The organism is Kribbella sp. NPDC051718 (assembly GCF_040681515.1).
GTDB lineage: Bacteria > Actinomycetota > Actinomycetes > Propionibacteriales > Kribbellaceae > Kribbella.
Genome location: NZ_JBFAYZ010000007.1, coordinates 373171 through 393930 on the forward strand (window position 1 = coordinate 373171; position 20760 = coordinate 393930).

At 68.1% G+C, this 20760-nt stretch carries 16 protein-coding genes; 7 read left to right on the forward strand and 9 right to left on the reverse strand.

Features of this window, described 5'->3' with window-relative positions; genetic code table 11:
* Positions 1-252: 252 nt before the first annotated feature.
* Together AB0M15_RS27095 and AB0M15_RS27100 are read right to left on the reverse strand one after the other, a co-directional pair.
* Complete coding sequence (locus tag AB0M15_RS27095) at positions 253-498, reverse strand: hypothetical protein (protein WP_363824252.1); 246 nt, start codon at positions 496-498, stop codon at positions 253-255.
* Positions 499-588: 90 nt separating this feature from the next.
* On the reverse strand, positions 589-2928 hold the full coding sequence (locus AB0M15_RS27100; RefSeq protein WP_363824253.1) for a chitobiase/beta-hexosaminidase C-terminal domain-containing protein: 2340 nt from the start codon (positions 2926-2928) through the stop codon (positions 589-591).
* Positions 2929-3147: 219 nt separating this feature from the next.
* Here AB0M15_RS27100 and AB0M15_RS27105 point away from each other — a divergent pair, with 219 nt between their 5' ends.
* On the forward strand, positions 3148-5367 hold the full coding sequence (locus AB0M15_RS27105; protein WP_363824254.1) for an NADP-dependent isocitrate dehydrogenase: 2220 nt from the start codon (positions 3148-3150) through the stop codon (positions 5365-5367).
* A 130-nt stretch (positions 5368-5497) separates the two neighbouring features.
* Here the strand turns inward: AB0M15_RS27105 and AB0M15_RS27110 are convergent, their stop codons facing one another.
* The gene (locus AB0M15_RS27110; protein WP_363824255.1) at positions 5498-6070 is read right to left on the reverse strand and encodes a GNAT family N-acetyltransferase; all 573 of its coding nucleotides are present in this window, start codon (positions 6068-6070) and stop codon (positions 5498-5500) included.
* A 47-nt stretch (positions 6071-6117) separates the two neighbouring features.
* Here AB0M15_RS27110 and AB0M15_RS27115 point away from each other — a divergent pair, with 47 nt between their 5' ends.
* Positions 6118-7188, forward strand: a complete 1071-nt coding sequence (locus AB0M15_RS27115) for a hypothetical protein (protein WP_363824256.1) — start codon at positions 6118-6120, stop codon at positions 7186-7188.
* Here the strand turns inward: AB0M15_RS27115 and AB0M15_RS27120 are convergent, their stop codons facing one another.
* On the reverse strand, positions 7189-9240 hold the full coding sequence (locus AB0M15_RS27120; protein WP_363824257.1) for an AAA family ATPase: 2052 nt from the start codon (positions 9238-9240) through the stop codon (positions 7189-7191). It abuts the gene before it with no gap.
* Positions 9241-9387: 147 nt separating this feature from the next.
* Positions 9388-9810 carry a hypothetical protein gene (locus AB0M15_RS27125; protein ID WP_363824258.1) on the reverse strand — a complete coding sequence of 141 codons (423 nt, stop codon included), beginning with the start codon at positions 9808-9810 and terminating at the stop codon, positions 9388-9390.
* Positions 9811-9888: 78 nt separating this feature from the next.
* Between AB0M15_RS27125 and AB0M15_RS27130 the strand changes: the two genes are divergently transcribed.
* The gene (locus tag AB0M15_RS27130) at positions 9889-11253 is read left to right on the forward strand and encodes an ABC transporter ATP-binding protein (protein ID WP_363824259.1); all 1365 of its coding nucleotides are present in this window, start codon (positions 9889-9891) and stop codon (positions 11251-11253) included.
* Positions 11254-11263: 10 nt separating this feature from the next.
* Here the strand turns inward: AB0M15_RS27130 and AB0M15_RS27135 are convergent, their stop codons facing one another.
* The gene (locus tag AB0M15_RS27135; protein ID WP_363824260.1) at positions 11264-12238 is read right to left on the reverse strand and encodes a LuxR C-terminal-related transcriptional regulator; all 975 of its coding nucleotides are present in this window, start codon (positions 12236-12238) and stop codon (positions 11264-11266) included.
* A 110-nt stretch (positions 12239-12348) separates the two neighbouring features.
* Here AB0M15_RS27135 and AB0M15_RS27140 point away from each other — a divergent pair, with 110 nt between their 5' ends.
* Positions 12349-13482: a hypothetical protein gene (locus AB0M15_RS27140; protein WP_363824261.1), complete on the forward strand. Its 1134-nt coding sequence runs from the start codon at positions 12349-12351 to the stop codon at positions 13480-13482.
* Positions 13479-15380 carry a putative Ig domain-containing protein gene (locus tag AB0M15_RS27145; RefSeq protein ID WP_363824262.1) on the forward strand — a complete coding sequence of 634 codons (1902 nt, stop codon included), beginning with the start codon at positions 13479-13481 and terminating at the stop codon, positions 15378-15380. Before AB0M15_RS27140 ends, AB0M15_RS27145 begins: the two co-directional genes overlap by 4 nt.
* 53 nt (positions 15381-15433) lie before the next feature.
* Here the strand turns inward: AB0M15_RS27145 and AB0M15_RS27150 are convergent, their stop codons facing one another.
* Positions 15434-16114, reverse strand: coding sequence for a FadR/GntR family transcriptional regulator (locus AB0M15_RS27150; RefSeq protein WP_363824263.1), 681 nt, complete (start codon positions 16112-16114; stop codon positions 15434-15436).
* 54 nt (positions 16115-16168) lie between these two features.
* Between AB0M15_RS27150 and AB0M15_RS27155 the strand changes: the two genes are divergently transcribed.
* Entirely contained in the window at positions 16169-17359 is a 1191-nt protein-coding gene (locus AB0M15_RS27155; RefSeq protein WP_363824264.1) for an MFS transporter, read from the forward strand.
* Positions 17360-17540: 181 nt separating this feature from the next.
* Here the strand turns inward: AB0M15_RS27155 and AB0M15_RS27160 are convergent, their stop codons facing one another.
* Positions 17541-19010, reverse strand: coding sequence for an MFS transporter (locus tag AB0M15_RS27160; protein WP_363824265.1), 1470 nt, complete (start codon positions 19008-19010; stop codon positions 17541-17543).
* 53 nt (positions 19011-19063) lie between these two features.
* Between AB0M15_RS27160 and AB0M15_RS27165 the strand changes: the two genes are divergently transcribed.
* The gene (locus AB0M15_RS27165; protein WP_363824266.1) at positions 19064-19735 is read left to right on the forward strand and encodes a TetR/AcrR family transcriptional regulator; all 672 of its coding nucleotides are present in this window, start codon (positions 19064-19066) and stop codon (positions 19733-19735) included.
* Here the strand turns inward: AB0M15_RS27165 and AB0M15_RS27170 are convergent.
* Positions 19732-20724, reverse strand: coding sequence for a slipin family protein (locus AB0M15_RS27170; RefSeq protein ID WP_363824267.1), 993 nt, complete (start codon positions 20722-20724; stop codon positions 19732-19734). The genes AB0M15_RS27165 and AB0M15_RS27170 overlap by 4 nt on opposite strands.
* Positions 20725-20760 lie beyond the last annotated feature (36 nt).

The window sequence follows — 20760 nt, forward strand, 5'->3', positions numbered from 1 at the left end:
GCGAACTCCGCTGGATCATAGTTGTCGAACCAATCCGCCCGAGGCTCCGTCGCACTGGGCCGCGGCGTGGCACTCGGCTTCGTCGGCTCAGGCTTCGTCGGCTGGGGCGTGGCCGAGACACTAGGCCTCGACGCTGCTTCAGGTGCCGGTGAGTCTCCCCCACCACGCGCAGCCCACGCGGCGACCACCACGGCCCCGGCGACCAGCCACCACCAGCCCTTACTCACCCACACCTCGCATCCCAGCAGCGTACTAGGCCGAACGGTACGTCACGGTCGGCTCCTCGACGTTGGCATCGAGGCTGATCCCGAGCTGGTCGAAGGTGCACAACGGGGTGCCCTCGAGCACGACATCTTGAAGTAGGACATCGGTGATCGCACCGTCCGCGTTGCCGGCGGCAACGAGAGGTTTCATGCTGCCGGAGTGCCGGACGTTGATGCGTTCGATCCGTACGCCGGAGACCGGACCGATACCTAGGCCGCGTTCCTGGACCGCCAAGTCAGTACCGTCCCACGGCTCCCGCCTGATCACCCTGTCCTGAAACGCCGAGCCGGCCGGGCTGACGTGCCCGGCCGGCTCGCGTTCAGATCAGGGGTAGCTGACTACGTTGACCGGCACCGTGCCCGGTGGGGTTACTGCTCCGGTGTCGTTGATGACGTGGGTGATCACGCCCTGGTAGTTGAGCGAGACCGTGCACAGGCTGTGGAACCGGACATTCGCGTTGTTCGGCACCTCGAAGGCGTTGTACGCGCTCACCGACGGGTTGACGTTGAAGAAGTTGTAGCTGCCCAACCCCCACGCCTCGTGCGACGTGACGTTGTCGCCGACCTTGTACGCCGGATAGCCCGCCTTCCCACCAGGCCGGTTCCAGCTCGCCTGGTTCGGTACGTCGTACGGCATCTCGTTCTGGAAGAAGATCGTCTTGCCGCCCTGCCCGTTCCAGATCACCTGCGACTTCTGGTAGTGCTCGACGAACAACCCGGTCGCCAGCACGTTGTTGCCGTTGACAAGCAATCCGGTGTCCGCGGTCGCCTGCGTCCAGCCCCAGGTGCCCGCGTTGCCGTGGTCGGCGCGCCAGGCCCAGATGTGGTCGATGATCACGTTGTTGCTGTTGACCACGAGACTCGTCGTCGCGTGCCCGGCGATCGAGCCGCCGATCCGGAAGAACACGTCCTGCAGCGTGGTCGGGTTCGCCGCGTGACCAGCCGATGAGCCCGACGGACCGACGGTCAGCAGCGCAGCCGAATTCGTCGTACCGGCGTCGAACAGCAGTCCCTTGATCCGTACGCCGTCCACGTCGGCGACCTGCATCGCGTTGACCCCGCCGTCGGGGATCAGCGTCGGGTAGCCGATGCCGAGTACGACGGTGTTGGCACGCGTCACGTTGAGCGTCTGGTTGAGGTGGTAGACGCCCGGCGTGAAGAACAGGTTGCAGCCGGCCGTCAGCGCCGAGTTGATCGACGACGCGGTGTCGCCCGCCTTCACCACGTAGAACTGGCTCATCGGGATCGACGTCCCCGGAGTCGAGCCGTTGGCCCAGCTCGCACCCGAGGCGTTGGTGCGCAGCGACGGCGTGAAGACCCGGTACTTCCCCGCGCTGTCGATGTAGAGGTAGGGCACGTCCCGCGAGACCGGCGTCGTGGCGAGGGTCGTCTCGGGCGGGTTCGGGAAGGTGGTGGCGGGCGCTCCCGGCGTACCGGAGAACACCATGTTCCACACGCCGCCGGCCCAGCTGCCGAGGTTGCTGTCCCGCGTGTACCACTGCTGCTGCGAGATCGACGCCGTCTCACCGGACACCTTCGTGTCAGCGATGTAGCCGCCGCTGGCGAAGCCGTAGCTGGCCGGGTAGAGCTGCAGGTTGCCGCGGATGTCCATCCGGCGGAACGGTGCCGCCTGCGCGACCGCCCAACGGTCGGAGCCGCCGATCGGGTTCACGGCCATGTTCTCCGCGGACCGCCAGAAGTTCTGCAGCGCGACGCCCTGGTCCGAGGCGTTGAACGCGTCGACGGTGATCGCACCGTTGATGACCACGTCACCAGGGTTCTGGCCGAGGCCGGCGACCGAGGTGTAGTAGCCGACGTCGTCATGCACGCTGTACGCGCCCGGCTTGAACAGGTGCGCGACCCGGCGATTGGCCATCTGCGCGGTCAGCGTGTCCTTCTGGTTGTTGAAGTCCGTGTCGAGCTGCGCCTGGATCGACGCGGCCGACATGCCCGGGTCGAAGATGCGCGTGTTCGGGCCGAAGTTCGGTACGTCGGGCTGGGTCGTGCACCCGGTCGGTACGGAACCGATCGTGTACGACGCGCTGCCGACGGCCGAGTTGGTGAGACCCGACTTGATACCGATCGCGTTGATCGTCCGGGTCGTGGGGACGCTGATCGGTCCGGAGTACAGGGTCGAGGATGCCGTCGGTGTCGAGCCGTCGACCGTGTAGCGGATCGTGGAGCCCGCGGTCGAGGTGGAGATCGTCACCGTCTGCGCGGAGGTGTAGTTGCCACCGGCCGGCGAGAAGGTCGGCGTCGCTACGGTCTGCGGTGGGGTGGTTGTCCCGCCGTGCGTGTAGGTGAAGTGCGGAGTGTCGTACTGCGGTCCGCTCTTCTCGTACGTGAACCAGTAGTCGATGACGCTGCCCGACGACAGGCTGCTGACCGTCTTGCGCCAGGTGCCGCCGGACAGGTCCATCCGGAAGTTCTGCTGGCCCTGGCCGGTGACGATGTAGTGCACGTCGACGTACAGGGCAGCTGTGGTCGGGGTGAAGGCGATCTGGGCCTGCGTCGCGTTCAGCGAGGTGACCGACTGGGTGTAGTCGTCGGCTGCCGTCGCTACGCCACCCACCAGGAGGGTCGAGCAGACGGCCAGGACGAGCGCGACGATGGCCGCGCGCCAGCGCATGCGGCGTCGGCGGGTTGAGACAGGGGTGGGTATCACGGAAGCACCTCCGGGGGCGGAAGAAGGCGAACTCCCGTGTGAGAGCGCTCACACGGACCTTGAAGGTAAACCGAATCGACCCTTTGTGGAAGACCTCGGCGACCTTCCTCGTGAGCATCACCACTCCCCGCTGAGCACGGCCGGACCGGCGACTAAGGTGGGGTTGCCTCGCCGGGGTGGCCCGGGGAGCGACATCGACGGAGCAGAGGACAGACGCGAGTGACTGAGTCGACCATCATCTACACCCATACGGACGAGGCCCCGGCCCTGGCGACGTACTCGTTCCTGCCGGTGATCCAGGCGTACGCCGCGCAGGCCGGTGTAGGCGTGGAGACCCGGGACATCTCGCTGGCCGGGCGGATCATCGCCGTCTTCGGCGACTACCTGACCGAGGACCAGCGGATCCCGGATGCGCTCGCCGAGCTCGGTGCACTGACCAAGACGCCGGGCGCGAACATCATCAAGCTGCCGAACGTCTCCGCCTCGGCCCCTCAGCTCAAGGCCGCGATCGCCGAGCTGCAGTCGCAGGGCTACGCGCTCCCGGAGTACCCGGACGAGCCGAAGACCGACGAGGAGCGCGACATCCGCACCCGCTACGACTCCACCAAAGGCTCGGCCGTGAACCCGGTCCTGCGCGAGGGCAACTCCGACCGCCGCGCACCTGCCTCGGTGAAGAAGTACGCGCAGACGCACCCGCACCGGATGGGCGCGTGGACCCCGGACTCCAAGACCAACGTCGCCACCATGGGTGCCGACGACTTCCGCTCGACCGAGACGTCGGCCGTGATCGAGGCCGAGAACACGCTGCGGATCGAGTTCGCCGGCGCTGACGGCACGACGTCCGTACTGCGTGAGTCGATCCCCGTGCTGGCCGGCGAGGTCGTCGACTCCTCCGTCATGCACGTCGCCGCGCTGAACGAGTTCCTGGCCGCGCAGATCGCCCGGGCGAAGGCCGAGGGCGTGCTGTTCTCGGTGCACCTGAAGGCCACCATGATGAAGGTGTCCGACCCGATCGTGTTCGGGCACGTGGTCCGCACCTTCTTCCCGAAGACCTTCGCCCAGTACGGCGCGACGCTGGCCGCGGCCGGGCTGTCCCCCAACGACGGACTCGGCGGCATCTACAACGGTCTGGCCGCGCTGCCGGACGGTGACGCGATCAAGGCGTCCTTCGACGCGGAGCTGGCCGACGGCCCGGCGCTCGCGATGGTCGACTCCGACAAGGGCATCACCAACCTGCACGTGCCGTCCGACGTGATCGTCGACGCCTCGATGCCGGCCATGATCCGCACGTCCGGCCACATGTGGGGTCCGGACGGCGCCGAGCACGACACGCTCGCGGTGCTGCCGGACAGCAGCTACGCCGGCATCTACCAGGTCGTCCTCGACGACTGCCGCGCGCACGGCGCCTTCGACCCGTCGACGATGGGTTCGGTCCCGAACGTCGGCCTGATGGCGCAGAAGGCCGAGGAGTACGGCAGCCACGACAAGACGTTCGAGCTGGCCCAGGCCGGCATCGTCCGGGTGGTCGATGCCGACGGCAACGTAGTACTGGAGCAGGAAGTCGCCGCGGGCGACATCTTCCGGGCCTGCCAGACCAAGGACGCGCCGATCCGTGACTGGGTCAAGCTGGCGGTCACGCGGGCCCGGGCCACCGGCGACCCGGCGGTGTTCTGGCTGGACGAGACCCGTGCCCACGACGCGAACCTGATCAGCAAGGTGGTCAAGTACCTCACCGAGCACGACACCGAGGGCCTGGTGATCAAGATCCTGGCGCCGGTCGACGCGATCAAGTTCTCGCTCGAGCGGATCCGGCGGGGCGAGAACACCATCTCCGTCACCGGCAACGTGCTGCGCGACTACCTGACCGACCTGTTCCCGATCCTCGAGCTCGGTACCAGCGCGAAGATGCTCTCGGTCGTCCCGCTGATGGCCGGCGGCGGCCTGTTCGAGACCGGCGCTGGCGGCTCGGCGCCGAAACACGTGCAGCAGCTGGTCAAGGAGAACTACCTGCGCTGGGACAGCCTCGGCGAGTTCTTCGCCCTGGCCGCCAGCTTCGAGCACCTCGCCCAGACCACCGGCAACGCGCGCGCCCAAGTCCTCGCCGACACCCTCGACCGCGCCACGGCGACCTTCCTCAACGAGGACAAGTCCCCCACCCGCCGGGTAGGCGGCATCGACAACCGCGGCAGCCACTTCTACCTGTCCCTGTACTGGGCCCAGGAACTGGCCGCCCAAACCGACGACGCCGACCTGGCCAAGTCCTTCACCCAGGTCGCCGAGACGCTCGCCACCAACGAGCAAACCATCGTCGACGAACTGATCGCCGTCCAGGGCTCCCCCGTCGACCTCGGCGGCTACTACCAGCCCGACCCAGCCAAGGCCGCAGCCATCATGCGCCCGTCCAAAACCTGGAACGACACCCTCGCAACCCTGAGCTGACCCCACCTCCAAGCGCGGCAAGCCCACATCATGTGGGCTTGAACACCCAGCGGTGACCTTGAACAAGTAACAACTTGTTCAAGGTCACCGTTTCTTGTCCGAGCCCACATGATGTGGGCTAGGACAATGGTCAGCGCAGGTCGAGGCGCATGAGGACTCGGGGGTGTCCGGCCAGGGTTGAGGTGGTGTCGGCCGCCTTGACGAACCCGGCACGCTCGAAGTTCTTGCGGATGCCGGCGTACGCCATCGTCAGGTCGACCTTCGCATCACCGCTGTCCAGCGGATACGCCTCGACGACCGGTGCGCGGTTCGTGCGGGCGAACTCCACCGCACCGTTGATCAACACCGCCGAGAGGCCTGAGCCGCGATGGCCGGGGCGGACGCGGATGCACCAGAGGGACCAGACCGGTAGGTCGTCGAGGTGCTGGATTCTTGTGGTGCGGGCGAAAGAGGTCTCCGACCGCGGCGCGATCGCCGCCCAGCCGACCGGCTCGTCGCCGTCGTACGCGATGACCCCAGGAGCCGGCTGCTCGCGGCAGAGCCCGGCGACATACTCCCCACGCTCCGGCCCACGCAGCTGATTGTTCAGCTTCGACGGAATCCGATGACTCAAGCACCAGCACACCGTGGCGTCCGGCCGCTTCGGACCGACCAGCGCCCGGACATCCTCGAAGACCGAAGCCGGCCGCACCTCGATGTTCATCCGCTCACGATGGCACACCGCGGGTTCGGTGAAGGATCATGACCCTCATGGACAGCTTGGTCGTACAGACCGCCATCGGACTCATCCTGGTCTTCGCCACCCTCTCCGCCGTCGTCTCGGTCTGCACCGAGGGAGCGGCCCGCTTCATGGGCCTGCGTGGCGAGTACCTGCTCCGCGGCATCCGCTCGCTGGTCGACGGCAAGAGCGAGTTCAACCTCGGCTGGAAGGATCTCGTACGCCGTACCTCCGAAGCCCCCGTCCAGACGCCCAACCAACCGCAGCCACCGGTCGGAACCACTCCCCTGGTCACCCAGGTCATGACGCAGCCGATCGTCGCGCGAACGGCCGACAACGGAGTCGTGGCAGTCAACGCAGGCAACGCCAAGCTGAGCGTCAAAGCCCGGCGCGAACTCCCGTCGTACGTCTCCGGCCGTGCCTTCGCCCGAGCCTTCCTCGACGTCATCGTTCCCGACCTGTCCGGCGCAACCACCCTCGATCAGGTCAAGGCCGGGATCGACGGCTGGCCGAACAACAACCCCTTGAAGAAGACGCTGCTCGGTCTGGTCGCCGAGGCGGAGGGCGATCTGGCGAAGTTCCGGCAGAGTCTGGAGCAGTGGTACAACGACCACATGGACCGGGTGTCCGGTTGGTACAAACGCCACGTCCGCTGGATCTCCCTGGCGATCGCCGCCGTCCTGGTCGTCCTCTTCAACGTCAACGCCATCGGCATCACCCGCTCGCTCTACACCGACGAAGCGCTCCGCGAGACGGTCGTCAGTCAGGCCGCCGCGAACTCCGCCGAGTGCAAGGACAAGGACTCCGGCGACTGCCTGAGCGACCTCCGCAAAGAGATCCAGAAGACCCGAGCAGCCGGCCTCCCCCTCGGCTGGGGAACGGTCTCCGCCTGCACGGCACCAGACACAGCCTGCAACTGGCTCGAGAAGCGCGGACTGCTCGACCCGGATCAGGGCGCCGGCCAGGACATCCAGGTCTTCCTGCTGGTCCTGCTCGGCTGGATCTTGATGATGATGGCAACCATCCCCGGCGCCCGCTTCTGGTTCGACGCGTTGTCCCGGCTGGGAAGTCTCCGCTCGTCCGGCCCGAAACCCGCCAAGTAGCTAGCTCAGAGACTCGGGCAGTGGGCTCGCGTGGACGACTCGTAGCGAGCTGACTGCCCGGGTCAGTACGACGTACAGCCGCTGAAGGCCGCGCGGTTCGGCGGCGACGATCTGGGCCGGCTCGGCGACGATGACCGAGTCGAACTCGAGTCCCTTGGCGAGAGTGGCCGGGACGCAGACGAGGCGGGTGGTGTCCATCTCTTCCTCGGTGGCGCCCAGGAGAGCGGGTTGGAGGCCGGCGGCGAGCAGAGCGTCGTACAGGGTGGTGATTTGGTCGTCGGCGGCGATGAGGGCGACGGAGCCTTCGGTGGTGAGGGCGGTTCGGCAGGATGCGATGAGCGTGTCGGTGAAGGACTGCTCGTCGGTCTCGACGACGCTGAGGGCGTCGGCGACCGTACGGACACCGCTCGGCACACCGAGCGTCGGAGCGATCTGTGGGAGCAGCTTCGCGGCGAAGTCGATGATCTGCTCGGGGACGCGGAATCCCCGGTCGAGCTCGGCGACGACGGCGTCGGACTTCTCGAGGTGGGCGAGCACTTGCGCCCAGGAGCCCGCTGCCCAAGGCGTGGTGGCCTGCGCGAGGTCGCCGAGCACGGTGGCCGAGCCGGTGCGGCACCTTCGGGAGAGCGCGCGGAGCTGCATGGCCGAGAGGTCCTGAGCCTCGTCGAGGACGAGGTGGCCGAGTGAGCCGGAGTTGCGCTCGATCAGGTCGTTGAGCTCATCGAGCAGCAGCGTGTCCGCGGCAGACCACTTCGCCGACTTCCACGAGCGGGCAGGCTTCTGCCACAGCAAGGCAGCGCATTCCTCGGACGTGAACTCCTCCCCCGCGCATTGCGACAGGAAGTCCGCGTCGGAGAGCAGCCGATGCAGAACCTGCTCCGGTACGACCTTCGGCCACACGGCGTCGAGCAACGCCTTGACCGGCTTCGACCGGGCCACGGCGTTCTGCACGCGATCGTCGGGCGACTCCCCTCGCCGCTCCATCTGAACCAGTACCGCGTGCGCAACCCGCTGCGCCAAGGCGTCCCGCCCGGGCGCGTACCGCGTCGACTCGCGCAGCGCCGAGACGATCTCCGCCAACTCGTAGTCGTGCACCCGATACCGCTGGGATCCCTTGCTGTAAAGGATTCCCTCGGCCGGTACGCCGAGGTGCGACCACAGCGCACGTCGCAGTACCAGCGCCATCCGCGCATCACTCTTCAGTCGCGCCGCCTCGGCCTCGTCGACCGCCGTGGCAGGCTGGCTGATCAACTCGTCGATGGTGATCTGCCGGACGTCGACCTCGCCGAGCGCGGGCAGAACCTTGCGGATGTAGGACAGGAACGACCGGTTCGGCCCGACGATCACGACGCCGCCCCGGCTCAACCGCTCGCGCTCGGTGTAGAGCAGGTACGCGACGCGGTGCAGACCGACAGCTGTTTTCCCGGTACCAGGCGCCCCCTGCACACAGACGCTGGGATGCAGCGCCGCCCGCACCAGATCATCCTGCTCGGGCTGGATCGTCGCCACGATGTCCCGCATCGGCCCGGTTCGCGGCCGCTCGATCTCGGCCCGCAGGAACGCGTCGGCCTGGTCGGTCTCGACGGCCCCGATGAGCGACTCGTCCTCGAACCCGGTCAGCTCCGCATGATCCGAGAACCCGTACCGCCGCCGAAGCACCAGCCGCTGCCGATCGCTCCGGGTCGCCCGATAGAACGGCACCGACACCGGCGCCCGCCAGTCGATGACCAGCGGCACCCCACTGCCGTCATGAACATGCCGCCGCCCGATGTGGATCTGGTCCAGGTCCTCGATGGTGCCGGCCTCGTAGTCGAGCAGCCCGAAGAACAGCGGTACGTCCGGCAGATCGAGCAGCGCCTGCGTCCGCATCTTCTTCGCGCGCTCGTTCGCCTCGTTGGTGAACCGCTCGTCGTTATCCTCGCCCCCGATCAGCGGGACGTCGCGCTCCTCGACCACCTGGTGCATCCGGGCCAGCGCGGCCTTGGCCTCGGCCAGGAAGGCGCGCTCGGTCTCGAGCTCGGCAGCGGCGGAATTGAGTGTGGTTTCGGCCATGACAAGGAGCCTCGAATCATCGAATCGGACTGGGTCGCGGTCAGAAGATCCCGCCCCGGAAGCCGTCCGGTTCGATTCGATCCACCATCAAAAAGACAGGCCGGGGACGTTACCAACCGGCCGACCCGCCCGCAACTCGATTACTCGTCAGCCCTCGATCTCCGCCAGCCGCAGCTCCAGCAACTGCTTGAGCGGCAACGACTCGCCGTCGCGCGCGCCCTGGCCGATGATGATCGGCGGGTCGGACGGCCGCACCTGCACTCCGAGCAGCCTGGCCTTCACACTCGGCTGCATGCCCAGGATGTAGAAGTTGCCCTCGGCATCGACTCCCAAGGAGTGGTTGCGGCGGAGGTACCAGCCGGTCACATCGGTCCGGTAGCTCGCGCCCGAGCCGACCACCGGAGCCCGCAGTGGCCGAGGTTCGATTCCCAGCGAATGCATCCTCGCGACGAACTCCGCGAGCAACTTACGGGCCTGCGCAGTCTCGTTGTCCTTACGGTGCTGGAGAGCGGCGGCCTGCGCGGCCGCGGCCTCTCGACGAGCCTCGCGCCAGCTCTGCTGATCGTCCACGATGCAACCCTATGCGCAGGACCTCTGGACAAGGCTGGCGCGGGGCTGTGTACTCACCTCACCCCAACGGAGGTGGTGATGACAGCAATCCGGCTGGACTCGGTTTCGAAGACCTATGACGGCAAGTATCCCGCCGTGAACGACGTGTCACTGAACGTCGCGGACGGCGAGTTCATGGTGTTGCTCGGACCGTCCGGATGCGGCAAGACGACCCTGCTGCGGATGATCGCGGGGCTCGAGGAGATGAGCGCGGGAGAGGTGTGGTTCGGCCGGACGCTGGCCACCGACCTGTCCCCGAAAGATCGCGGCGTCGCGCTCGTTTTCCAAAACGGCGCGCTCTACCCGAACCGGACCGCGCGCGAGAACATCATGTTCCCGTTGCGGATGGCCGGCGACGACGCGGAGGAGGCGAGCAGCAAGGCCGCCGGGCTGGCCCGGATCCTGCGGATCGAGGGCGCCCTCGACCGGTTGCCGAGAACATTGTCCGGCGGCCAGCGCCAGCGCGTCGCGATCGGCCGCGCGATCGTCCGGCAACCGCAGATCTTCCTGATGGACGAGCCGTTGTCGAATCTCGACGCGACCCTGCGGACCGAGCTGCGGCAGGAGATCGGCGCGATGGCCCGCGATCTCAACGTCACCACGGTGTACGTCACCCACGACCAGATCGAGGCGCTCACGCTGGCCGACCGGATCACGGTCATGCGCGACGGCCGGATCGAGGACGTCGGTACGCCCGACCAGGTCTTCAACGATCCCGCGACCGCCTTCGCCGCGGGCTTCCTGGGCAGCCCGCGGATCAACCTGATGTCGGCCGTCGTCCGGGTCACCGCGCACCACCGGGTCAGCCTCGACTTCGGCGCCCAGTCCATCCAGCTGCCGCCGATCGACCGCCGGTCGTTGATCCTGAGCAGCCACGACGGCGCCAAGGTGATCGTCGGTGCCCGCTCCGACGCCTTCACCGTCGCAGCGGCCGGTGGCGGCGAGCCCGGTCACCTCTCCGGCAAGCTGCGGACCCTCGAATTCCACGGCAACCAATGGATCGCGTTCATCGAGTGCGGCGTCGAGATGCTCAACCCCGACCTGGTCGGCGTCTCCGCCCGCCCCCGTACGCCGAAACGCCTCGCCTTCGCCGACGGCGGACCGAGGACCCGGCACGCGGCTCCGCACATGTCCGGCCTCACCACTCGCTTGTCGGGCTGGCGTTCCAGAGCCAAGGCCAAGACCGGCCTGGGCCGGTTCGAGCCGTCGTCGACCGAGCCTGAGCCGACCGCCACCGCGACCCACCGCCGCGCCGACCTCGTCCTGGAGATCGACCCGAACGCCGGCCTGAAGACCGGCTCCAAGGTCCACCTCGCCGTCGACACCGCCCGCCTGCACATCTTCGACGAGTCCGGCCGCCGGGTAGACCGCGTCACCCGCGAACCCGACGCCCGCACCCGCTGACCGCGGGCCTCTAGCGCCAGCCGTGCCGAGCGGCCTGGAGACCGGCCTGGAAGCGACTCGTCGCGCCCAATTGCTCCTGGACCTGCGCAATACGCCGCCGCAAGGTCCGCCCACTGACACCTAGCTGCCGAGCGATCGCCTCATCTTTCATCCCACTCGCCAGCAGATTGATCAACGATGCAGCCGGATCGACAGCATCGGACTCCGTCAGCCGCAACGGCGTCGCCTGGCGCCACAGTTGGTCGAACAGCACCTGCAGCGCGTTGGTCAGTACCGAGTCCGTGACCACTACCGCACGCGCCTGCGCGGGCGGCGTCTGACTGCCAGGCGACTCGTCACCGGCCAGCGGCAGGATCGCGGTGGTGCCGTCGACGATCAACAGCTTCAAGGGCACCTGAGGTAGTACCCGGGCCTGTTCACCCCGCTCCGCCATCGACGTCAGGTGCGCGACCCAGGCTGGATGGTCCAGTACCTCGGAAGCGTAGATCGACCGGAACCGCACCCCTCGATCCAGCAGCGCCAACTCGGCACTCGACACCTGATGGCTGCCGTCCGCGACGTAGGGCGGCGTATCCGTCCCGACTGCCTGCTCCGTTGCCCCACGCAACATGTCCTCGATCCGCGCCTCGATCGCCTCTCGCCCGACCGCGATCTCGATCAGCCGGCTCGGCTCGGCCCGCAACTGCCCCGCGCTGAACTCTCGCGCCAGCTGATCCGTCATCGCCGCGACCCCGTCGAGCGCGGCCCGCCGCTCCCGCACCAGCATCCCGACTCCAGACCGCGGATCCACCGGCGCCGGCGCTTCCTCCGACCCACCCCGCACCAGCCCCACCTCAACCAGCCGAGCCACCGCCGCCTCGACAGTTGCCACTGGCACCCCGAGCGCCTCCCCATGCTGGGCGATCGCCACCCCCGGCTCCCGCAACAACTGCCGATACAAGTCGGCGTCGAAACCACTCAGCCCTACCGCTTCCCAATCAGCCACCCCAGCAGCCTAGATGGCCACAATCGGCGCTTGGCCGGAATGGGCGCCGAACCGGGCCCGACAAGCCTTAACGTGTGCGATGGCAGGCCCCTAGGTCCAAGGAGTGAACAGTGCGTCTGCATGTCGGCCGTTCCGCGATAGCCCTGGCTGGGGCCGTCGCGACCGCGTTACTCGTGAGCTCGGGGGCGAGCGTGGCCACCGCGCAACAGCCCGCGGCTCCGAAGTTCGCCCCGCAGTCCATCGTCTGGCCGACCGCGAAGGACGGCTACCTGCTCGGCAGTTGCGGCGACGCGAGCTGCCTGGCGGAAGTACAGGCGACTCACGACGGCGGCAAGACGTGGGCGAAGGCGGGCAAGACGCACAACCCGCTCGCCATGAGCGGCGAGCCGGGACTGACCAGCATCCAGTTCGCCGACGCGAAGGTCGGCTGGGCCTACGATCCGTACCTCGAGGTCACCAAGGACAGCGGCCGGACCTGGACGAAGGTCGCGGTGCCGGGTGGTGACGCCAAGGTCCTGCAGTTGCTCGCGGCACCTGACGGCACGTACGTCGTGACCTCGGGCTGCGCGATCGGGACCGGCATCTGTGACGACCGGCCGCTCAAGGTCTGGCGCGCCCCCGCCGGGAAGTCCACCGGCTGGCAGCAGGTGAAGGTCGACGTAGCGGCCGACGACAACGTCCTCTTCGCGGCGCAGGCCCAGGGCTCGGCGGTTTACTTGCTCACGGCATCTTTCACCGCCCCCAACAGGCTGAACACCCTGCGCAACGGCAAGGCCCAGTCGACCAGCACCCTCACCTGCGCCGATGCCGAAGACGCGATCGTCACCGACCTCGCGACCAACGGACCGAACCGGCTCTTCGCCCTCTGCATCGCCCACTACGGTCGCGGCCAGTCCGAGAAGACCGTCATGGTCTCCGGTGACGGCGGCAAATCCTTCCGGTACGACGCTGTGCCCGGCACGCTCGGCCTGGGCAGCCAACTCGCCGTCAACGCGGACGGCGCGGTCATGCTGACCACCGTCACCGCGAGCCTGGTCTACAACCGCCCGGCGCTCACCAAGAGCTGGCGCTACGACCAGAGCTGGCTGGAGAACAGCGAACACATCCACGACCTCGTCTGGCAGTCGCCGACCACCGCCTGGCTGGTCGAGCGCGACGCCGCCTACACCCCCGACACCCAGCTCTGGGTGACCCACGACGCCGGCCAGACCTGGCAGAAGACCACCATCGGAGTACACCAGTGACCGCCCTGCGCCGGTTGGCGATTCCCCTTGCCCTGCTGATGGTCGGCGGCACGAGTATGGTCGCGTCCGCCGACGTCAGCGAGCCCCCGAAGGTGGTGGCCAGCTGCGATCAGAAGGTCGAGCCCGGCTACTTCACTTGCTTCGCGCAACGACGTGCGGACCTAGGTTTCCGCGCTCGTGCTGCCGGTGCGCCGCAGGGCTACGGCCCAGCTGACTTGGCAGCGGCGTACAAGTTGCCGAGCGCAACAGCTGGCCAGGGCCAGCGCGTCTACATCGTCGACGCCTACGACGACCCGACGGCCGAATCTGACCTGGCCGTCTACCGCAAGCAGTTCGGCCTACCGGCCTGTACGACGGAGAACGGCTGCTTCCAAAAGCTCAACCAGGACGGCAAACCCAGCCCGTTGCCGGCACCGTCGTCCTCCTGGTCGGGCGAGATCTCATTGGACCTCGACATGGTGTCGGCGGTCTGCCCGAACTGCGGCATCACCCTGATCGAGGCCGACTCGCCGACCAACGACCTCCTGGCCGCGGTGAAGACCGCTGAGAACCTGGGCGCGAAGTTCGTCTCGCTGAGCTGGGGCGGCCCCGAGTCGGGCAACCTGCCCGAGCTGGACAAGCAGTACTTCAACACCAACGGCATCGTCTACGCCGCCTCGACCGGTGACTACGACTACGAGGCCGGCACGTCCTACCCGGCAAGCTCCGCGGCGACCACGGCGATCGGCGGTACGTCGCTGACGAAGACCGACTCCGGCCGCGGCTGGGCCGAAACCGTCTGGAACAACGAACCCGGCCACGGCACCGGCTCCGGCTGCTCCGCCGAGATCACCAAGCCGACCTGGCAAGCAGTCATCCCGGCAGCCACCTGCCCGAAGCGCGCCGTCGCCGACGTTTCCGCAGTCGCTGACCCCGCGACGGGAGTAGCGGTCTACCAGACCACGGGCGGCAACGGCTGGGCTGTGTACGGCGGCACAAGCGCGGCCGCACCGATCATCGCCTCGACCTACGCTCTGGCCGGCGACCCCTCCCCCACGTCACACCCGGCCAGCTACCCCTACGGCAGTACCGCCAACCTCAATGACGTTGTCGAAGGCAACAACGGCGAGTGCGAGCCGGCCCCGCTCTGTACTGCGCAACCCGGCTGGGACGGCCCAACCGGCCTCGGTACGCCGAACGGCCTCGCCTCGCTCACGTCACCGACCAAGTCCAACCACCTCACCGTCAACACACCGGCCCAGCAATTCAGCGCCGTCGGTACTCCGGTCGTACTCCACGTCCGGGCGGCCCACTCAGGCGGACGTCCTGTCCGTCTGACCGCGACGGACCTCCCCAGCGGCTTGCGCCTCAACGCCGTCACCGGACTCATCTTCGGCGTGCCGAGCAAGCCGGGCACCCACTCGACAACGGTCACCGCCACCGATCCGACCGGCGCGCGCGGCAACACGGTGATCAGCTGGGTCGTCAGCACTCACAAGGATGCCGTCGCCAACGGCGACTTCGAAGCTGGCGCCGGTGGCTGGAACCAGTCCGCGGACGTGATCCGCTCCGATGGCCAGTACAGCAACGCCGGACTCGGCTACGCGATGCTAGGTGGCTATGGGACGATCCAGTCGGACGTGCTCAGCCAGCGAGTAGTCGTACCGGCCGTTGGCCGACCGCAGTTGCGCTTCGCCGCCCGGGTCAGCGGCGGCTACAAGGCCGACTCCCTCAAGGTAGCCGCCGACGGCAAGACGCTCCGCACGCTGACAGGTGCCCAGTCCGGCTCGCGCTACGTCACCCAGTCGATCGACCTGACGGCATACCGAGGCCGCACCATCACCCTGTCCTGGACGAGCTCCGAGAACGACACGACACCAACCTCGTTCCTGCTGGACGACATCGCGATCACCCACTGAGACTGCTGGGCGGCGCCGCGACCGGCCGCTGACGCTGCCGGCCGACGCCGCGATCACTCGCTGACGGATCGCTTGACCGAGTCGATCAGCGCGTAGGACGACTGGGCGGCGGTCTCGGGATCTCCTTCCCGGATCGCCGCCACCAGCGCGTGGTGGGCGTCGCGGATGCGCGGATCCTCTGGGATCGTCGCGGTGTCGTGGATCGACGCGGTCAACACCTCGGCCACCGCGTCGTACAGGCGGAGCAGCAGCGGGTTGCCACTCGCCTCGACGACGCCTCGATGGAAGGCCATGTCCGCCGTGACATAGCCGTCGAGATCCCCGGCTTCATGCGCCGCCCTCCGCGCGTCGAGCGCGGCCTCCATCGCGGCCAGCCCCTGCTGCGTGTGATTCTCCGCCGCCAGTCGCGCGGCCGCCCCCTCGAGCCCCGCGCGGGCGTCGAGGACGTGCGTCAAGGTCGCCGACAACTCGTCGCGGACAAGGACTCCACTGATCTCGTTCGTCGCGCGCACATAAGTACCGTCGCCGACCCGCGGCTCGAGCAGGCCGGTCAGGCTGAGCGATCGCAACGCTTCACGCACCGTCCCGCGGCTCACGCCCAGCTCGCCGGCGAGCTGGTTCTCGCCCGGAATCTTGGTGCCCACCTGCCAGGTGCCGGCCTCGATCAGGCCCCGGAACTGCTCCGAGACCTGGTGTACCAACGGGGCCTGCCGTACCGGTCCACTCAACGCCATGGTTACAGTGTAAATGTCGGACATTTGATCGGTCGAGGCAGTGGGGAGCGTGTCGTGGCAGTGACAACCGGAGCGGCGACCGCCCGGCGCAGCTCTTTGATCGCCGCGAGCGTCTTCCTGGTCGCACTGTGCCTGCGCCCCGCGATCACCGCAGTCGGTCCGTTGCTGCCGCAGATCGGGCTGGACGAAGGGCTCGGCGAAGGCGCGCTGGGAGTGCTCGGCGCGCTTCCGCTGGTGGCGTTCGGGCTGGCCTCTCCCCTGGTGCATCGCGTCTCGAAGTGGCTCGGGATGGAGCGCGCGGTTTTCGTGTCGCTGCTGGTACTAGCCGCTGGCAGCGTCCTCCGGTCGTACACCGGAGCCGTCGGGCTGTGGCTCGGAACGCTGGTGATCGGCGCCTCGATCGCGGTCGGCAACGTGCTCGTACCGGTCCTGATCAAGCGCGACTACGCCGGGCACGTGTCCCGCGCGATGAGCGTCTACACGGCCTTCATCACCGGCGGCGCCGCGCTCGCGTCGGCTATCGCCGTACCAGTCGCTGCCGGCTCGAACTGGCGACTCGCCCTGGCGATCTGGGGTGGCCTCGCACTGGTGGTCGCCTTGATCCGGATCCCCGCGAACGCGACCTCCACACCGCTCGCCCCGGAGACCACAACCGACAGGCCCTTGGTGAGTGTCTGGCGGCAGCCGATGGCCTGGCTGGTCACCGCCTACATGGGCCTGCAGTCGACGAGCTTCTACGTCTTCGTCACCTGGCTGCCCACGATCGAGATCTCGCACGGCTTCTCCGAGCAGGCCGCCGGCATCCACCTGTTCCTCTTCCAGGGCTTCGGTCTGGTCGGCGGCCTGGCCATCCCCTGGCTGATGCGCAACCCGGCCAGCCAGCGCGCCGGCGCTGTCACCGCCAGCGTCCCGATCGTCATCGCTCTCCTGGGCCTGCTCCTCGCGCCGAAGCTCGTCATCGGCTGGGCGGTCATCGGCGGCCTGGGCCAAGGCGCCGCCCTGGTGGCAGCCCTCTCCCTGATCAGCATCCGCGGCCGCAGCCACCACGAGACCACCCAGCTCTCCGGCATGGCCCAATCCATCGGCTACCTCCTAGCCGCCACCGGCCCCGCCCTGGCCGGATACCTGACCGAACTGACCAACTCCTGGACCGCCACCCTCATCGTCTTCACAGCCCTCGCCGCCCTCCAAATCCTCATCGGCACAGCCGCCGGCCGCGACACCCGCACCGCCACCTGGGGTTAGGTATGCGCGGCGGAGCGGAGCGGACCGCCACCCCATCAAACGCCCCACCTAGCCACCCGACACACCGAGCCAGACATCGACCTTCGGACGGTTGATGCGCTGGGGATCCGACAGTTGCCTTCAGCAACGCGGGGCACGTCGAGGCGCACGTGCCCTGCCACACTCCCTCCGAGCTGGTCACTCATCCGTCCCCCTTGCCGAGCTCAGTGCGAGGTCGGCCGCGGGGGGCGGTCGGGCGTCGCAGGATGATGGCGGCAAGCAGTACGGCTCCGAGCAGTAGGACCGCGCCGAGAGTCATGCCGAGGGCATAGCCTTCGTTGAGCGCCTCCGGCGTGGCAACCCCGCCGGTACGCCGATGCGCCGCAGTACCGAGCGCCGCCAACCCAAGCGACGCCCCGATCTGCCGAGAGCTGGCCAGCAGCCCCGACGCAGTACCCGACTCATGTGCCGGAACCCCTGCCGTAGCAAGCGAAACCACCTGGCCAAGGCAGATGCCGAACCCGATGCTCGTGATGATCGACGGCCCCAGGAAGTCCGCATGGAACGACCCATCGGCACTGATCAACCCGAACCACCCGAACCCGGCCGCAGCCAGCAGGCCACCCACCACCAAGAGCGCCCGCGGACCGAACCGGTAGCCGAGCTTGATCGCCAGGAAAGCCCCGACGACCACTCCGAAGGCAAACGGCAGGAACTCGATGCCGGTCCGCGCCGGACCGGTCCCGAGCACCCGCTGGAGATAGAGCGACGCGAAGTAGAACGATGACGCCATCGCAACGCCCAGCAGAAGGTTGTAGGCGTTGGCACCCGTAACAGCGCGGTTCGTGAACAGCCCGAGCCGGATCAGCGGATCACGGGTAGTCGTCCGCTCGACGTAGACGAAGGCAGCCAGCAAGGCGACCGCGATCGCCAGCGTTGTCAGAGTGGCCGCAGAGCCCCAGGCATGCCGGTCGGTACGCACGACACCGAAGACCAGCAACACCATGCCCGAGGTCGCCAAGACCGCGCCGAGCACATCCGGACGACCGCGATCCCCGGAGCCGGCGTCAGATCGGACACTGCGCCAAGCCATCAGCAACGCACCGGTCGCCATCGGTACGTTCACGAACATCAACCAGCGCCAGCTCGCGTACTCCGTGAGCAGCCCGCCGATCAACACCCCGAGCGCACCACCAGCCGCATTCGTCGCACTCCACACGCCGAAGGCACGGACCCGTTCCTTGCCACTGGGGAAGGTCGAGGTCAGGAGCGACAACGCGGCCGGCGCCAGCGCAGCCGCCCCGACTCCCTGGGCGGCGCGGGCGGCGACGAGTTGGCCGGCCTCCTGCGCGAATCCGCCGGCCAACGAGGCCAGCCCGAACAACGCCAGCCCGAACAGCAGGATGCGCTTGCGGCCGTACCGGTCGGCGAGTTTGCCGCCGAGCAGCAGCAGGCCGCCGAAGGTGAGGGCGTAGGCGTGAATCACCCAGGTCAGGCCGACTTCACTGAAGCCGAGGGCGGCGCCGATCTGTGGCAGGCCGAGATTCACCACCGACAGGTCCAGCGACACCATGAACTGCACGACGGCCACCGCGGCGAGGATCAGTCCTGGCCGGGCGTCCCGCTCGGGCGTCTGTGCGCCCGGCGACTTTTCGAACGTGTTCCGGAACATGTTCCGAAAGTAGCATGCGCGGATCCGGCCGTCGAGTGCACGATGATGGGACGATGCCTCGACCACTCGCCCCGCAAGGCCGCACCGGCCGGCCGCCGGTGACGTCCCGCGCCCAGATCCTGGCGGGCGCCCGCCAGCTGATCGACCGGGACGGCTGGGAGCAGCTGACGATCCGCAAGCTGGCCGCCGAGCTGGGTGTCGGCCCGACGACGCTCTACCACCACGTCCGGGACAAGGAGGATCTACTGCTCCTGCTGATCTCGGCGTACCTCGACAAGGTCCCGCACCCCGAGCTGCCGAGCGCGCCGCGGGACCGGATCATCACGGCCGCGATCGCGATCCACGACAGCCTCGCGGCCTGGCCGTGGACGGCGGAGGTGCTCACCGTCGACGGCTTCATCGCCCGGCTGAACGAGCCGACGCTCTGGTTCGTCGAGACCATCCTGGCGGGCGCGATCGACCACGGCTGCACGCCACAGCAGGCCGTCCTGCTCTTCCGCAACATGTGGTACTACGCGGCCGGCGAGATCCTCGTCCGCGCCCGCACGAAGGAGAAGGCGACCCCACCCGACTTCGACGCCTTCTTCAAGCGCCTGGACGAAGCCGACCTCCCCCACCTGACGTCCGTCGCCCACCACTGGGACAGCTGGGCAGCCCCAGACACCTTCGCGCTAGGCATCGAAGCAGTAGTGGACGGCCTCCTCGCCCAGGCAACGTCGACCTAGGTCCGACCGTTCGATTCCGCCTCTGCCGACCCAGCCACGGCCGACACCCCCGGGTCGGCGACCGCCGACAGCCCCGTGTCGGCGACCGCCGACAACTCCGCGACCGGCGGAGCCGGTGGCGTCAGCTCCGCTGCAGGCGCGCCGGGCTCCACAGCCGCCGGCTGCGATGCCGCTGGCTCCGATGCGACCGGCGCCGGCGCATCGGGGTCGGCCGCCGCCTTCGGCCTGGGTGCTTCGGCGGGGGTCGAGCGTTCCAGGAAGCGGAGCAATTCGACCGGGAACGGAAGTACCAGCGTTGAATTCTTCTCCGCGGCGACTTCCACGACGGTCTGCAGCAGACGCAGTTGCAGCGCGGCCGGATGATCCGCCATCACCTCCGCGGCCTGCCCGAGCTTCTCCGACGCCTGCAACTCGCCGTCGGCGGTGATGATCCGCGCCCGCCGCTCGCGCTCGGCCTCCGCTTGCCGCGACATCGACCGCTTCATCGTCTCCGGCAACGCGACGTCCTTGATCTCCACCCGCTCGATGTGCACACCCCAGTCGAGCGCGGGACTGTCGATCATCAACTCCATCCCTTGGTTGAGCCGCTCCCGATTCGACAGCAGATCATCCAGATCGCTCTTGCCGATGATCGACCGCAGCGACGTCTGCGCCACCTGGGCGATCGCCGAGAGATAGTCCTGTACGTCGACAGTCGCCCGGACCGGATCGATGACGCTGAAGTACACGACCGCGTCGACCCGAACCGTCACGTTGTCGCGCGTGATGCCGTCCTGCGCCGGTACCGGCATCGTGACGATCTGCATGTTGACCTTCTGCAGCCGGTCGGCGATCGGTACCAGCATCGCCAGCCCCGGCCCGCGGATCTCCGGCTGCACCCGGCCGAACCGGAAGACGACGCCACGCTCGAACTGCTTGACGACGCGCATGCTCAGTGCCGCCCCGATCAGGCCGAGGATGATCGCGATGAAGACGATGTCGAGGATCATGTCCACTCCCCGCGCGCACCGATGCCACCGGCGGGG

Excerpts from the sequence above, each read along its gene's own strand:
- AB0M15_RS27130 (WP_363824259.1), top strand. The coding sequence starts at position 9,889 with ATGACAGCAATCCGGCTGGACTCGGTTTCGAAGACCTATGACGGCAAG.
- AB0M15_RS27110 (WP_363824255.1), bottom strand. The coding sequence starts at position 6,070 with ATGAACATCGAGGTGCGGCCGGCTTCGGTCTTCGAGGATGTCCGGGCG.
- AB0M15_RS27165 (WP_363824266.1), top strand. The coding sequence starts at position 19,064 with ATGCCTCGACCACTCGCCCCGCAAGGCCGCACCGGCCGGCCGCCGGTG.
- AB0M15_RS27115 (WP_363824256.1), top strand. The coding sequence starts at position 6,118 with ATGGACAGCTTGGTCGTACAGACCGCCATCGGACTCATCCTGGTCTTC.
- AB0M15_RS27160 (WP_363824265.1), bottom strand. The coding sequence starts at position 19,010 with ATGTTCCGGAACACGTTCGAAAAGTCGCCGGGCGCACAGACGCCCGAG.
- AB0M15_RS27120 (WP_363824257.1), bottom strand. The coding sequence starts at position 9,240 with ATGGCCGAAACCACACTCAATTCCGCCGCTGCCGAGCTCGAGACCGAG.
- AB0M15_RS27170 (WP_363824267.1), bottom strand. The coding sequence starts at position 20,724 with ATGATCCTCGACATCGTCTTCATCGCGATCATCCTCGGCCTGATCGGG.
- AB0M15_RS27150 (WP_363824263.1), bottom strand. The coding sequence starts at position 16,114 with ATGGCGTTGAGTGGACCGGTACGGCAGGCCCCGTTGGTACACCAGGTC.